This window comes from Clostridium senegalense (assembly GCF_018916625.1).
GTDB lineage: Bacteria > Bacillota > Clostridia > Clostridiales > Clostridiaceae > Clostridium_J > Clostridium_J senegalense.
The window spans coordinates 336,909-351,148 of the sequence record NZ_JAHLNC010000001.1; the positions used below are offsets into that span (position 1 = coordinate 336,909).

Sequence of the window (14,240 nt, forward strand, 5' to 3'; positions counted from 1 at the left end):
TTCACCTCCTTTCAGCAACTTTTCTTATGTGACCATATAAAGCAAATTCATCTGCTTGCTTTTGTTCTTTCATTGATTCTTCATCTTTAAAACGTTTATAATCCTTTTCTTTTAAGATTTCTACAGTTTTTCTTTCCACTTGAGCCTGTACTAACTCTTTTCTTTTATTCTCTGTAGCTACCTTTCTCTTTTTTAATTCCTTTTCTTCAGTTTCTATAGCCATATTTAATGTATTTAAATATTTAAGAATCACTTTTCTTTCTATAGTACTTAAATTTAAAGGAACATTTTTATACTGATTATAATCAGTTTTAAATTCCTTTATTTTCTTTTCAACTAAGTTTTGAGAAGTCATAGCTTGTACAAACTCTCTTTTCTTACCCTCTTCTTTTTCTTCTCTTATATCTAATAGCTTTTGAAGTTTAAATTTGTATGACATAGGTTCCCCCTTATATAAAATCAATTCTTAACCAAAACAAATCTTAAATTTTATCATTTGATAAATATATAAGTTTTAAAGCTACCTTGTACTCTATAGCTGACTAAATGTATTCTCAAGAAAAGACACATTTTCATCAAAATTTGATTCTTCATTTATCCCTTGTCTTAAAAAGTTTATAAGAACATCATTATATTTTATAGCCATATCTATTTTAGGATTGCTACCTTCTACATATGCACCTAAATTAATTAAATCTTCCGCATCTTTATAAGTAGCTAATAAATCTCTAGCTTTAGATGAAGCATTTTTATGATCTTTACTACATATTTCTGGCATAAGTCTACTAACACTGCTTAATATATCTATAGCTGGATAGTGATTTTTAGCTGCCAACGCCCTAGATAAAACAATGTGCCCATCTAATATACCTCTAACAGCATCTGCAATAGGTTCATTAAAATCATCTCCATCTACTAACACTGTGTAGAAAGCTGTTATTGAACCTTTATCAGACATCCCGCTACGTTCTAATAATTTAGGCAACATAGCAAACACTGATGGTGTATATCCTTTAGTAGCCGGCGGTTCACCTATAGCTAGTCCAACTTCTCTTTGTGCCATTGCAAAACGTGTTACTGAATCCATCATTAAAATTACTTTTTTTCCTTTATCTCTAAAATATTCTGCAATTGCTGTAGCTGTAAATGCTCCTTTTAATCTTACAAGGGCAGGTTGGTCAGAAGTAGCACATACTACTACTGACTTTTTTAACCCTTCTGGTCCTAAATCTTTTTCTATAAAATCAAGGACCTCTCTTCCTCTTTCTCCTATAAGACAAATAACATTTATCTCTGCCTGCGCTTCCCTCGCAATCATACCTAAAGTTGTACTTTTACCAACACCACTACCAGCAAAAATTCCTATTCTTTGACCTTCACCACAGGTTAAAAATCCATCAATAGCTCTCACACCTGTTGGAATAACTTCTTTTATTCTTCGTCTTTTTAAAGGGTCCGGTGGCATAGCTTCTAAGGAATAATTAGTAAAAGTTGAAATTTCATACTCATTTAATGGATTTCCAAGTCCATTTAATACCTTTCCAAGTAATTCATCACTACATTTAACACTTAATGGTTTTCCTGTAGGAAGAACTCTACATCCTGGAGCAATACCTTTTAATTCACCTAAAGGCATTAATATTACATTATCTCCTCTAAATCCAGTCACTTCACTTTCAACAGCTTCATTTAGCTGATTATAAACTTTGCAGACTTCTCCTACAAAAGCTCTTATACCTTTTACTTCTATAGTTAAACCTATAACATTTACTACTATTCCTTCTTTGTAATAATAATCAGCATTTCTAATTTTTTCTTCTAGCTTGTTAAAATTTAAAGTTAACATTTAATATCACCTTTTAGCTATCTTTCCATAATTAATTCTTTTAGTTTACTCATAATATAATCAATACCAGTTTCAACTTTTCCATTTTCTTTTTCTATAATGGCAACTCCATCTTCTAGTGAGTTATCCTCTACAATAAATATATCTCCATTAAAAGCTAACCTGTTAATCATATTAAGCTTTTCATCTTCTAATGAATTTTTATATTTACAGTTGCATCTTATAATAAAATAGTTTTCATTTTTTTCTTTTGAAAGAATATCATAAACAATATTATTTAATGCCTCAGCATTACTTAATTCCTTTTTTAATACTTCATTCACAGAAGTTAAAACAAGCTGTCTAAAATGCTCTTCTTTTTCTTCAACATACTTTTTATATTCTTTTTTAGCATTTGCAAGTACTTCATTAGCACTTTCTATTATAAGAGCACCCTCATTTAAAGACTTTTCCATTCCGTCATTATAGCCTTTTTCAAAACCATTATTATATCCCTCTAAACTTCCTTTTTCAAAAGCATTATTCTCTATTTCTTTAGCATCTTCTAATGCCTTAACTAAAATTTTGTCGCTTTTTATTTGAGCATTTTTTATAATGCTATCAGCCATATTTTCCATACTTTTTAAAAGTTCATCATTATTAACTATATTAATAGTTTCCTTATTTTCTTTTATATTTTCTTTTTCTTTATCCATAAGTTTGAAATTAATGGCAGAGATTTCTTTTTTTCCTTCTGTTATAACATCTTTATTTTTAATAATATTATAAGATGATTGCATCCTCTCCACCTCTTGCTATTTGTATTTCACCAGCATCTTCTAATCTTCTTATTATTGCAACAACCTTTTGTTGAGCTTTTTCAACTTCAACAAGCCTTACTGGACCTAAGAATTCCATATCCTCTTTTAGTGTAGCAGCTGCTCTCTTAGATTGATTCTTAAATATGGCATTTGCAACTTCTTCAGAGCAGCCCTTAAGAGCAAGACATAATTCTTTATTATCCACTTCACGTAATATCCTTTGAATAACTGGATCTCCAAGAGTAATAATATCCTCAAATACAAACATAGATTCCTTAACTTTTTCTGCAAGTTCACTATCTTCATGATCTAAAGCTTCTGTAATATTTTTTTCTGTACTTCTATCAACCTGATTTAATATATTTACTAAGGAAGGAACACCTCCTACAATAGTACTTTCACTATTGTGGATTATATTAGATAACTTATCATTCAGCACTCCTTCAATTTCCTTAATAACCACAGGATATATAGTGTTCATAGTGGCTATTCTATAGGCAACTTCCGCTTGAAGTTCAGGCGGAAGTTCTGACATTATTTGTCCTGCTTTATCCGGTTGAAGATAACAAAGTATCAACGCTATTGTTTGAGGATGTTCATTACGTATAACATTCATAAGTTGAGTTGCATCAGCTTTTCTAGCAATAGAAAACGGTCTATATTGCTGTGTGGCTTCTGTAACTCTTTCTAGTATTTCTGATGCCCTTTGAGTTCCTAATGCTTTAGATAAAAGATTTCTCGCATATTCTATTCCACCTTCTAAAATATAATCTTTAGCCTTATTCATCTCTAAGAATTCATCTAATATAGCCTTTCGTTCTTGTGACGATACTGAGCTCATGTTAGCAATTTCATAAGTTACCTTTTGTATATCTTTTTCTGGTAGCCTTTTTATAATTCCTGAAGATGCTTCAGGCCCTAATGTTATAAATAATATTGCCGCTTTTTGAACACCGGTCAATTTCTCTACTTTAGCCATAAATTATCCCCTTTCATCATCTGCTAACCATGATTTAACAACATCTGCTACCTGTTCTGGCTTATTAGTTGCATACTTTTTAACTTCACCTGTAACATGCTCATTTTCATTTTTAGCGTCTAAATTTAAAGTTTCAAAAACTTCTTTTGGTTTTACTTCATCTCCGATTAAAATATCAAAGTTTGAATCCTCATCTTCATACTCTTCTTCATCTTCTCCCCTTGATTTTTTAACTGCTAAAATTATTGCTAAAATTGCTATAAGCGCACCAACTCCACCTACTACCATAGCTATAACCTTGTTTCTTTTCGCAGCAGCTTCTTGTTTTTTCATATCTTCTAATTCTTTTTGAGCTGCTTCTTTTTCTGCGTTATCAAAATCTAATGATTCAACAGTTACTGAATCTCCTCTTTTTTTATCTAATCCAATAGACTCGGTAACTAGATTTCTTATAGCATTTTTTGCTTGAGCATCTACTTTACCATCTACTACTACAGATGCTGATAATTTTTGAACTTCTCCTGGTGCTTTAATAACTGTTTGTTCTTTTTTAGATAGCTCATAATTTGTAGTATTTTCTTTATGCGTAACTCCCTTTTCTTTCTCTTCATTATTCTGAGTGTTATTCATATTATTATCTACTGGACTACCTGATGTGTTACCACTATCATTTTCTGTAGTAACAACTTCATGGTTACTTACAACTGCGCCTTCTTTACCATAATCCACGCTTTTTTGCTCTACTGCATCAAAATTTAATTCTGCATTTACAGATACTCTAACTTTGTCTTTATATATAGGTTCAAGTACATTCATTATTTTTTTCGAATATTCTTCTTCCAATTGCTTTTTAGCCTGTAATTGCTTTTCAGTAGAATTAATAGATTTATTTTCACCTTTTTCATCATAAAGACCTTCTGTTAATAATTTAAAATCGTCAGATACAACAGTTACATTTTCATTTGGAAGGTTCTCTACACTTCCTGAAATTAATGAAACAATAGCCTTTACTTGATCCTCAGATAATTGCTTGCCTTTGCTCATTAATAGTGTTACTGATGCCGATGCTGGAGTTGGTTTAGTTATAAATGCAGATTTATCTGGTATAACTAAATTAACTTTTGCATTTTCCACTTCTTCAAAAGATTTTATAGTTCTTTCTAATTCTCCAGCTAATGCTCTTTGATACATAACCTTAGTTTCTGTATCCGTAGAACCTACTGAACTTTTCTCATCAAACAATTCAAAACCATTGCTACCTTCTTTAAAAGATACTTGTGATAATAATTCCATTCTTAACTTATCTACATTTTTCTTTTCTACTAAAATTGAATCCCCTTGAATTTTATATTTATATTTTTTTTCTTCTAATTTTTCTATTACTGCGCCTGAATCCTCTGCTGTCATTTTGGAGAATAATACTGCATATTTAGGTTTTAAAGCAAGTACTGACATCGTTATTACAGTTATTATAGCAACGGAGGTAAGTATAGCTACAGCTATCTTTTTAGCCTTGCTCATTTCTTTTATTTTATCTTTTTGCTCTTTTAAGCTCTCAGATAGCTTACTCATTCTGTGCACTCCTTACTATATTTGCATTTTATTAAATTCTTCATAAGCATTTATAAGCTTATTTCTTACTTGAACTGCTAGTTCTAATGTCAATCTAGCTTCTTCTGCTGAAACCATTGCCTCATGTAAATTAACATCACCTTTTATAAAACCATTTGTTTCTTCTTCTGCTTTTACTTGTGTTTCATTAACCTTATTTAAAGCCGAATTTAACATTTCAGAAAAACTACTTCCTACATTGTTTTGCTCATTCTTATTCTCAATATTTCCTTTTATCCCTTCATTAAAAACCTTAACGCCGGGAACAAATTCGTTTGTTACCATAAAATTCACCTATCTTCCAATTTCTAATGTTTTTGATATCATATTTTTTTGAGTATTTAATGCTGTTATATTTCCTTCATAAGCTCTTGAAGCAGCAATTAAATCTACTGTTTCATTTAATATATTTACATTAGGCATTGTTACATATCCCTTTTCATCTGCATCAGGATGTGATGGATCATAAACTTTTTTTAATGGAGATTTATCATTTTCAACACCAACTGCTTTAATTCCCATTGGTTTTAGCTCTATATTCCCATTTGACTTATCTATCTGTTTTTGTAAATTTTCTTCAAAGGTTGCAATTTTTCTTACATAAGGCTTTCCATCAACGCCTCTTGTAGTATTTGCATTTACTATATTAGATGTTATTGTATCTAGTCTTAATCTTTCTGCCGAAAGACCACTAGCACTTATTCTCATACCTCTAAATGCTTCCATCTATTAATTACCTCCTTTTATCACTGTACTTCTCATGTTAAATCTAGTATTAGCTTGTTTTACTAATGCATCATACATTAAACTATTTGATGCTGCACTAGTCATTTCACTTTCTATATCCACATTATTTCCGTCTTCTCTCATACTAGATTTATTGTCTTTTTTCACTTCTATATTTTCTGCAGAAAACCCCATATGTTTATTGCTAGTTTTTTTTAATTCATAATTTTTTGAATTTTCCTCTTTAAGTGCTTCATCAAAATTAACATATTCTCTTTTATAATTTTTTGTATTTACATTTGCTATGTTATTATTTATAACTTTTCCACTTAAAGTCGTTACATCCATTCCTTTTTTTATTAAATTATATGTAACATTATCTATTCCCAACATTATCCCTCCTCTTTATACACTTAACTTGAAAATTACATCAAGGATTAAAACTTATTTGCCTATATATAGTTTCACTTTAAATTCTTTATTTTTTACCTATATTTCCAATAATGTTCAACACATCTTGAGGAAGCTTGTTTGCCTGAACCATAAGTGATAATCCTGCATTTACTAGAACATTATTTTTAGTATACTCTATAATTTCCTCGCTAATATCTGCACCGGTTAAAGAGCTCTCCGCATTTTGTGTTTTTAATGATAATTCATTTAACATTTCAGTGTTACTAGTTAATCTATTTGATATAGCTCCCATTTTACTTCTGCAATCGTTTAATTTACTTATAGCAGTATTTATTGTATCTATAGACTTATTTATTTCTTCTGTAGTTAATACTTTAACTTTTCCATCTAATCCTAACCCTGAAGAACTTAAATCACTTGTGGGGATTGTAGTTTGCTCACCGGCATTACTACCACATTGAACTAATATTCCTTTATCTGATGATAATATCTTTTTACCATTTATTTCTGTATTTTTAGCTATATCATCAATTCCTTCTAATATAGAATTTATTTCTTCTTGTATTATTTTCTTATCTTCTTCAGAGCCTGTCCCCCCTGCCTGTATAGTAAGCTCTTTAATTCTTATTAATGAATCTGATATATTTTGCGATGCACTGTCAGCAGTTTGTAACATACTTATAGTGTCTTGTGTATTTCTTGATGCCATTTCTAATGATCTTATTTGTATTTTCATATGCTCACTACTAGACAATTTATTAGGATCATCCTTAGCTGTTGCAACTTTTAATCCTGAATGAATTCTACTCATAGCTGCATTTTGTTTAGATAAATTTTTACAATAGGCATTATATATGTTTAGAGCTGACATATTATGATTTAATCTCATCTACTTCACTCCATATTCTTAATTTATTATTTTTAAATACTGTATACAACAAATAGTTTACCACACTCTTATATAAAGACAATTACATAAGTATTTAGTAAACTTTTCAATAATTTAGATCTATTTCATATATATATACTATCTTTTAATCTCTTAATGATAGTATACGAATTATATTAATATTGGGTATTAATATATAAGTAAATCAAGCAAAAATTTCAACTTATATATTATCTAATTCTAAAATCATAATACTATAATGTTGATAGCGTCACTATAGCATTATGATTAAATTTGGGTTGATTTTTATAAACACATTTTTGGATAGTATCATGTCTCACTATTTTGGGTATCCAAGTTTTAGAATAATTAATTTTAAAAGTCAACTTGGAACCCTATAGTTTATATTAAACAAGGTAGGTTGTCTTGTTTATTAGAACTTAAACACTTTTCTTACTTCTATATTAAGTTTTTAAATTTGCTTTTTCAATAAACTTGTCACAAAATGCACTTTAATTGTAACATATATACAAAATTATCATATATTTATCAAAAAATATCATAACTTCTATATTTTTATGAGATTTTATAAAAAAATTAAAGTCTACATAAACTTTTTATGTAGACTTTGCTTTAAATTTAGACTTTTTCATTTATGAAATAAGAATTTCTATAAAAATCTTTATTATATTGATTATTAGCTACTTTATTTTTTGATATAATTTTTATCTTATCCTTTATTTCATCTTTTCTTGTGTTAAATAAAATTTTAATCTTTTTCTCATCCTCTAATAAATTTAATTTACATATAACACTTTTTAATCTTTCTTTATCTACATTAGAGCTTTCTATTTTATTTATTATCCTTTGTTTTTCTATAATTAAATTTTCTATATTATCATAAGATGCATTTTCAATGTCTTCACTAAGACTTTTTATCATTTCTTGATTTATAAAAGAACATCTTTCAAGTAAATTTTCCATGTATTTTAACTACCCATCTGCTGTGTAAACCAATTCATTTGAGAATTTAATGAGTTCATAGCCTTCTCTAATTGAGCAAACTGTAGATAATATCTATTTTCCATTTCATTCATTTTCTTTACTTGTTCTTTTATCATATCTTCTTTATCTAATATGCTTTTAGTTAAAATATTATTCTTATCTGTTACACTACCTTCAATTCCAGCTTTTTCTAGTAGTAATCCTCTATTTCCAGTATCACCTAATATTCTTGTACTTGCATACTTTTTAAATGTTGTATCTACTTTTTCCATTCCTATTTTGAAAGTATTAAATGTTTTTTCTGAATCTTCATTTAAAGCTTTTTTAAACTTATCTTCATCCAAAACAAGTTTTCCACCTTCTCGCACATTATCAGATGTTTCTATGCCTATACTAAATAAAGTATCCTTATCTCCAAACATATCCATTCTTAACTCTGACATCATGTTCTTAAGATAACTATCTCCTTTTAATATACCTTTTTTAGCTTGTTCTTCCCATTTTTTTATTTCTTCCTCTTTCATATCTTTCTTTTCATCATCTGTAAGAGGCTTATAACTATAATTTCTCTTTTCTGTATTAAGTTTGTTAACCTTATCTATTAGTTTATTATAATCTTCAATAAAGCTTTTAACTGTTTCCATTGCTTTACCATTGTCTTTAGTTATAGTTATAGTGAAATCTCCATCTTCGCTAGATACTTTACCATTTAAATCAGTATTTATTCCATTTAAATCAAAATTTATTCCATCTTTTGAAAATTTATTTGTTTCACTTTTTATATATCCACTTTGTCCATTAGGAAGTGTTATTTTACAAGATGGGTTTTCACCTTTTGCTATATTCTCTGTTCCATCATCGGCTAAAACATTTAGTTTAAGTTTATCTTTTAGAAACTCTCCACCACTAATAACTTTTAAATTTGAATTGACCCCTGTTTTTGATGTACTTAGTTCAAAACTCTCAGTAATTTCACTATATTCAAGCTTTATTTCACCATTACTTTTCTCTGATATAGCTTTAGCTAAATCACCAATTTTCATATCAGCAGTTGCTTCAACTTTGATAGTTTCTGTACTTCCGTTAATCTGAAATTCAAATGTTTTATTTTCACCTATTTCTGTTGACGTATCTACATCAGCTTTTCCACCTTTAAAACTAGCATTAGTTGCAAGTTGTTCTACATTAACTTTATATGTTCCTTCTTTAGCCTCTGAATTTGCTGATATGTTTAATATTTCATTACTGCATTTAACTTTAGAACTATTTAAAGACTCTGAAGATAGTAAGTACGTATCTTTATTTAAAACATCAAAATATTTACCCATTAACCCATGAACATCTTTTATAATATCTCTATATATTTCCTGTTGCCAAAGTACTATTTGTTGTTGTTGCTTCATTGAATCTATTTTAAGCTGTTGTGGTTTAAGCATGTCTTTTATCATAGTGTCTGTATCCATGCCTGTTGCCATACCTGTTATTCTCATATATTTCACCTCTCTAAAATTATAGGTTGTAAATTTAATGAATAAACTTAAATATAAACTTGTTTTCCTATAACAATATAGGGAATAAATTAGTTTTTATTCCCCACATACCTCTTAGCTAATACAATTAACATATTTACAAAAGTTCAATGTATATGTTAATTTATATTTTCTTACTTATCTTTGTTTAGCTGCTATTTTATATGCATCATTCCACATACTTCTAATATCTTCTATAAGTGGTATAATCTCATCCATTATCTTTATATCAGATTTTATATTAGCTTCCATTAATCTATTATTTATAAATTCATATACAGATGATAAACCATCTATCCATTGTAGATTTGTGCTTCTATCTAATGATATCATTAACTCATAAAATATATCCTGAGTTTTTACTAAGTTTTCATGCTTCTTTTTTATATCCTTGTCTAATATTGCTTGTCTTCCTATTTTGGCATATTTTACTGCTCCATCTAAAAGCATTAGTAATAATTGCTCTTTTGATGCGTAATTTATACTATTATTTTTATAAGCATTATATCCATTAGCATAAGAATTCATCCTTTAACCCACCTTTTACCTATGCCTTTTCATCTAGTAGAACTCCTGCCATTTCACACATAGCTGCCACCATATCTAATATTTTTTTAGGTGGTATTTCTTTTATTACTTTATCATTTTCTTTATCCATTATTTTTACTATAAAAGTATTTCTAAAAAATTCATGCTGTTCATATTTTACATAGGAATCATGTTCCTTTAAAAATACATTTAATTTTTCTACAGCATTTTTTAATTTCTTCTCTTCAATATTTTCCTTTGAATTATATTTATCATTTAAACCAATACCTTTATTTTTTTCACTTTGAATATCTGAAGCTTTGTCTTGTTGTTCTACTAAATTAGCATCTTTTTTTTTGTTAGAATTTAATTTATTATAGTTTACTTCCTTGTTATCTACAATTTTCATTGTTCCAACTTCCATGTTTACACCTCTTAATTATTTTTTTAACTTTCCAAGGATTGAGGTATCTACTGAGACTGCATTTTTATTTTCTATAGTTACAGCATCCTTCAATTCCTTTCTTAGGATTGTAACATCTTTTGGTGCATTTATAGATAATTTTACTGACCCATTATCTAGTTTAACTACAACGATTTCAACATCTTCACCTATTAATATAGATTCCCCTTTTTTTCTACTTACAACTAACATTTTAAATTCTCCTTAAATAGTAGTTCCTTTATATTATAACTTTCATTATCTATTATAATTTGTTTTCCAAGATTGCTACTTATATTTAAAACTATAGGGGCTTTTAAATTAGTTGTAATTTTATTTATATCTGAATTTAGTGTTACTGTAGTATAAACCGCTACTTCTTTTTCATTTTTAATCTTTAATTTAGACACTATTTTTTCACTCAAATTAAACTCATAATTTTTTCTTACTAAAAACGGTGACATAATAACTATGCCTACTGATTCATCTTCAAGTGAATGAATAACTTTAAAATCTTCATTATCTTTTAGTGAAAATATTATATATTTTTTTAAATGTTCAAATCCTAAAAGACCATCACTTAAAGTTATAATTTCATCTTCATCATATTTTATAATGCCATGATACTTAGTCTTTAGTTCCATAATTTTTACTCCTTGTTCATTATCTTATAAAGTCTAATAAAGATGGTGGTAATATTTTAGATGCTGTTTGAAGAGATGCTAAGTAAACAGTTTGTATCATTCCCATCTCCATACTCTTTTCCACCCAGTCTATATCTTCATTGTAAGACAATATCGCTTTAAGGTTTATATTTTGATCTTCATTTACATTTTTTGCACCTTTCATTCTATTTTGAAAAGTTCCAACCTTGGAACGAACACTTAAAAGATTGCTAATTGCACTATCTAATCTTTCTAAGTCCCCATTATTAACTTTGGATATGTCTCCATCTTCTCCTAAATCCTTTATTATGTCTTTTAATAAACCACTTAAAGTATCATCAGAAAAAGTTTTAGTTGTAGTTATCTTATTATCTATAATTATTCCAGCTTCAGTTCCATCTTCTTTTAATAACTTTCCAGTATCTTTATCTACTTTTAACGACTTACCATCCTTATCAGTAAGTTTTCCGTCATTACTAACTGAAATAAATCCTCCATTATACTCAATTTCTTTACCACTTCCATCTATTAAATATGAGTAATCATTTACTCGTAGAGTGTTGCCATTTGCATCAAGCTTCACAGCATTGTTATCTTTATCCTTTAAAGTTTGATTTTTAAAGTTTAAAAATTCATTAGCATTAACACTATATTCAATAACAACTCCGGAAGAGATTTCAACCTTTAAATTATCTCCAATGGTTCCAGCAATAAGTTCTCCATTTTCATCTACAGTGGTAGGTTTTTTATCACCATGGGTTCCACCAAAAATATATTTTCCATCAAAGGAAGTATTTAATATTTGAGAAATTTCATTTACTTTCTCTGATATCTCATCTTTAACTGCTTTTAACTCATCTTTATCATAAGTACCATTTCCAGCTGAAACCATAAGCTCTCTTATTCTACTTAAAGACTTACCTAAATTATCTAATGCACTATCTGTTGTATCTAACCAGTTTATAGTATGATTTATATTAGTGTTATACTGCTCATTTGCATAAATTTCACTGTATATTTGCATAGAACGCGCTGCTTTAAATGGACTATCAGATGGTCTTTTAAATTCTTTGCCTGTATCAAGTTGCTCTTGTTTACGTTTCATATGATTTAAATTTACATTCATATCTGCCAAAAACGAATTTGACATCATTTTGTTAGTTATTCTCATAAAACCACCGCCCTAACGTTTTAATCCATTTATTACTACATCTAATAATTCATCTACAGTGGATATCATCTTTGCATTTGCTTGATAAGCATGGTTAAACTGAACTAAATTTATAGTTTCTTCATCAATAGAAACTCCTGATGTAGACTCTCTTTTCTCAATAAAACTACCTAATAACATTTGTTTATTAGCAACATCTCTTTTAGCAGCTTGAGCTTCAATACCTAATGTATTTATTATACCTTTATAATATCCTTCTACACTTGCACCATCTTTATTATTTTCAAAAGTTACAATACCTTCCGAAGTAATTCCTTTGTTATAACCATTATTTTCTTTAAATTTTTCTAATGTAGTATCTTTGTTTACACCTTTTGTTTCATCATCAATTATAAATTTCATATCTCTAAGCTGTGCTATAACTAAGGCTCTATCACCATCTTCTCCACCACTAGTTGAACTAGTATTTACGTTTAAAAGCATAGGATCTTTTAATAAATCATCATTTATAGTTATATTTCCTGCATTTAATTCTTTTCCTGACTCAGCAATTAAATCTCCCGTATTAGGATCTTTAACATATTTATCTATAATATTTCCGTCTTTATCTTTTATTGCAAAGAAGTTTCTATTTCCACCACCATCTGAATGTATTGCATTAGTAGATAATGCTATAGTTTTTGCTAAGTTATTCAATTTATCTATATTAGATTGTATTTTCTCATCTAATTTTAGTAATCCACCTATTGTTCCAGCTGATGGCTTAAAATCAATTGGATCTATTTTATTTTTATCTTTATCTTCTGTTATTTCTTTACCTTTATCATCTATCTGAACAAATTGATAACTACCAGATTTTTCATCAAATTTTAGATGATATTTAGGATCTTTTTCTGTATTTTGTATTAAATTTATATCTGTTCCATCAGCATTTAATTTTATTCCATTAAGATTCTCTGAAGTAACATCAATACCAAATTTTGTACTTAATTCATCTAATAATAAATCTCTAGAATCTAATAAATCATTTGGGTTATTTCCGGCAAAAGTAACCTTTTTTATCTCTTTGTTAAGTTCATTTATTTGATCCAATAAATTATTTATATCTTCTACTGATTGTTTTTTTTCTGTTTCTAAATTTCCTTTAGTGTCTTCTAATTGTTTATGTGTATGATTTAATAAATCTGTTAATTGTTTAGCTGTTTGAACTACTACTTGTCTTGCTTCTGATTTTCCTGGATTTAATGATAATGTTTGCCACGCATCATAATACTCTGACAATAATTTTGATATAGCTGTATCGCTAGGCTCATTAAATATCCCTTCAATTTCAGATAAATATTTTTCTTTAGCTATTGAATCAGCAAGATTACTAGACTCTCTTCTAATTTGATAATCTAAAAAAGTATCTCTTGTTCTTGTTATAGCTACTACATTTACCCCTGTTCCTATTTGACCTGGACCTGCAAGTGTTATAGGACGACTAGCGGATAAAATAACATGTTGCCTTGAATATCCAGGAGTATTTACATTAGACATATTATGTGATGTAGTGTTAAGAGCAGATTGTTGTGCAAGCATACCTAATTTAGATACTTGCATTGTTCCAAACAAACCTGACATTTTATCACCTCG

At 28.4% G+C, this 14,240-nt stretch carries 17 protein-coding genes; all 17 read right to left on the reverse strand.

Annotation, left to right across the window (positions count from 1 at the left end; translation table 11 throughout):
- Position 1 precedes the first annotated feature (1 nt).
- The gene (gene fliJ / locus KQI36_RS01710; protein WP_010292404.1) at positions 2 to 439 is read right to left on the reverse strand and encodes a flagellar export protein FliJ; all 438 of its coding nucleotides are present in this window, start codon (positions 437 to 439) and stop codon (positions 2 to 4) included.
- Positions 440 to 532: 93 nt separating this feature from the next.
- Positions 533 to 1,846, reverse strand: a complete 1,314-nt coding sequence (gene fliI, locus KQI36_RS01715; RefSeq protein ID WP_216449402.1) for a flagellar protein export ATPase FliI — start codon at positions 1,844 to 1,846, stop codon at positions 533 to 535.
- 17 nt (positions 1,847 to 1,863) lie between these two features.
- Complete coding sequence (locus KQI36_RS01720) at positions 1,864 to 2,625, reverse strand: FliH/SctL family protein (protein ID WP_010292408.1); 762 nt, start codon at positions 2,623 to 2,625, stop codon at positions 1,864 to 1,866.
- The gene (gene fliG / locus KQI36_RS01725; RefSeq protein ID WP_010292410.1) at positions 2,609 to 3,625 is read right to left on the reverse strand and encodes a flagellar motor switch protein FliG; all 1,017 of its coding nucleotides are present in this window, start codon (positions 3,623 to 3,625) and stop codon (positions 2,609 to 2,611) included. The genes KQI36_RS01720 and fliG overlap by 17 nt, the downstream gene beginning before the upstream one ends.
- Positions 3,626 to 3,628: 3 nt before the next feature.
- A complete protein-coding gene (gene fliF / locus KQI36_RS01730) occupies positions 3,629 to 5,197 on the reverse strand; it encodes a flagellar basal-body MS-ring/collar protein FliF (RefSeq protein WP_216449403.1) in 1,569 nt (522 codons plus the stop codon).
- 15 nt (positions 5,198 to 5,212) lie between these two features.
- A complete protein-coding gene (gene fliE / locus KQI36_RS01735) occupies positions 5,213 to 5,521 on the reverse strand; it encodes a flagellar hook-basal body complex protein FliE (RefSeq protein WP_216449404.1) in 309 nt (102 codons plus the stop codon).
- A 9-nt stretch (positions 5,522 to 5,530) separates the two neighbouring features.
- Entirely contained in the window at positions 5,531 to 5,962 is a 432-nt protein-coding gene (flgC, locus tag KQI36_RS01740) for a flagellar basal body rod protein FlgC (RefSeq protein ID WP_010292417.1), read from the reverse strand.
- 3 nt (positions 5,963 to 5,965) lie between these two features.
- On the reverse strand, positions 5,966 to 6,352 hold the full coding sequence (gene flgB / locus KQI36_RS01745; protein ID WP_216449405.1) for a flagellar basal body rod protein FlgB: 387 nt from the start codon (positions 6,350 to 6,352) through the stop codon (positions 5,966 to 5,968).
- A gap of 88 nt (positions 6,353 to 6,440) precedes the next feature.
- Positions 6,441 to 7,265, reverse strand: a complete 825-nt coding sequence (locus KQI36_RS01750; protein WP_010292421.1) for a flagellin N-terminal helical domain-containing protein — start codon at positions 7,263 to 7,265, stop codon at positions 6,441 to 6,443.
- Between the two features lie 639 nt (positions 7,266 to 7,904).
- Positions 7,905 to 8,249: a flagellar protein FliT gene (fliT, locus tag KQI36_RS01755; protein WP_010292424.1), complete on the reverse strand. Its 345-nt coding sequence runs from the start codon at positions 8,247 to 8,249 to the stop codon at positions 7,905 to 7,907.
- A gap of 5 nt (positions 8,250 to 8,254) precedes the next feature.
- The gene (fliD, locus tag KQI36_RS01760; protein WP_216449406.1) at positions 8,255 to 9,760 is read right to left on the reverse strand and encodes a flagellar filament capping protein FliD; all 1,506 of its coding nucleotides are present in this window, start codon (positions 9,758 to 9,760) and stop codon (positions 8,255 to 8,257) included.
- A 177-nt stretch (positions 9,761 to 9,937) separates the two neighbouring features.
- Positions 9,938 to 10,327 carry a flagellar export chaperone FliS gene (fliS, locus tag KQI36_RS01765; protein WP_010292428.1) on the reverse strand — a complete coding sequence of 130 codons (390 nt, stop codon included), beginning with the start codon at positions 10,325 to 10,327 and terminating at the stop codon, positions 9,938 to 9,940.
- Between the two features lie 19 nt (positions 10,328 to 10,346).
- Positions 10,347 to 10,751 carry a flagellar protein FlaG gene (locus tag KQI36_RS01770; protein ID WP_216449407.1) on the reverse strand — a complete coding sequence of 135 codons (405 nt, stop codon included), beginning with the start codon at positions 10,749 to 10,751 and terminating at the stop codon, positions 10,347 to 10,349.
- A 15-nt stretch (positions 10,752 to 10,766) separates the two neighbouring features.
- Positions 10,767 to 10,982, reverse strand: a complete 216-nt coding sequence (gene csrA / locus KQI36_RS01775; protein ID WP_010292432.1) for a carbon storage regulator CsrA — start codon at positions 10,980 to 10,982, stop codon at positions 10,767 to 10,769.
- Positions 10,976 to 11,413 carry a flagellar assembly protein FliW gene (gene fliW / locus KQI36_RS01780; protein ID WP_216449408.1) on the reverse strand — a complete coding sequence of 146 codons (438 nt, stop codon included), beginning with the start codon at positions 11,411 to 11,413 and terminating at the stop codon, positions 10,976 to 10,978. The genes csrA and fliW overlap by 7 nt, the downstream gene beginning before the upstream one ends.
- A gap of 19 nt (positions 11,414 to 11,432) precedes the next feature.
- Entirely contained in the window at positions 11,433 to 12,605 is a 1,173-nt protein-coding gene (flgL, locus tag KQI36_RS01785; RefSeq protein WP_216449409.1) for a flagellar hook-associated protein FlgL, read from the reverse strand.
- Positions 12,606 to 12,617: 12 nt separating this feature from the next.
- Positions 12,618 to 14,228, reverse strand: coding sequence for a flagellar hook-associated protein FlgK (gene flgK, locus KQI36_RS01790; protein WP_216449410.1), 1,611 nt, complete (start codon positions 14,226 to 14,228; stop codon positions 12,618 to 12,620).
- Between the last annotated feature and the right edge of the window lie 12 nt (positions 14,229 to 14,240).

Excerpts from the sequence above, each read along its gene's own strand:
- fliJ (WP_010292404.1), bottom strand. The coding sequence starts at position 439 with ATGTCATACAAATTTAAACTTCAAAAGCTATTAGATATAAGAGAAGAA.
- fliI (WP_216449402.1), bottom strand. The coding sequence starts at position 1,846 with ATGTTAACTTTAAATTTTAACAAGCTAGAAGAAAAAATTAGAAATGCT.
- KQI36_RS01720 (WP_010292408.1), bottom strand. The coding sequence starts at position 2,625 with ATGCAATCATCTTATAATATTATTAAAAATAAAGATGTTATAACAGAA.
- fliG (WP_010292410.1), bottom strand. The coding sequence starts at position 3,625 with ATGGCTAAAGTAGAGAAATTGACCGGTGTTCAAAAAGCGGCAATATTA.
- fliF (WP_216449403.1), bottom strand. The coding sequence starts at position 5,197 with ATGAGTAAGCTATCTGAGAGCTTAAAAGAGCAAAAAGATAAAATAAAA.
- fliE (WP_216449404.1), bottom strand. The coding sequence starts at position 5,521 with ATGGTAACAAACGAATTTGTTCCCGGCGTTAAGGTTTTTAATGAAGGG.
- flgC (WP_010292417.1), bottom strand. The coding sequence starts at position 5,962 with ATGGAAGCATTTAGAGGTATGAGAATAAGTGCTAGTGGTCTTTCGGCA.
- KQI36_RS01750 (WP_010292421.1), bottom strand. The coding sequence starts at position 7,265 with ATGAGATTAAATCATAATATGTCAGCTCTAAACATATATAATGCCTAT.
- fliT (WP_010292424.1), bottom strand. The coding sequence starts at position 8,249 with ATGGAAAATTTACTTGAAAGATGTTCTTTTATAAATCAAGAAATGATA.
- fliD (WP_216449406.1), bottom strand. The coding sequence starts at position 9,760 with ATGAGAATAACAGGTATGGCAACAGGCATGGATACAGACACTATGATA.
- fliS (WP_010292428.1), bottom strand. The coding sequence starts at position 10,327 with ATGAATTCTTATGCTAATGGATATAATGCTTATAAAAATAATAGTATA.
- KQI36_RS01770 (WP_216449407.1), bottom strand. The coding sequence starts at position 10,751 with ATGGAAGTTGGAACAATGAAAATTGTAGATAACAAGGAAGTAAACTAT.
- csrA (WP_010292432.1), bottom strand. The coding sequence starts at position 10,982 with ATGTTAGTTGTAAGTAGAAAAAAAGGGGAATCTATATTAATAGGTGAA.
- fliW (WP_216449408.1), bottom strand. The coding sequence starts at position 11,413 with ATGGAACTAAAGACTAAGTATCATGGCATTATAAAATATGATGAAGAT.
- flgL (WP_216449409.1), bottom strand. The coding sequence starts at position 12,605 with ATGAGAATAACTAACAAAATGATGTCAAATTCGTTTTTGGCAGATATG.
- flgK (WP_216449410.1), bottom strand. The coding sequence starts at position 14,228 with ATGTCAGGTTTGTTTGGAACAATGCAAGTATCTAAATTAGGTATGCTT.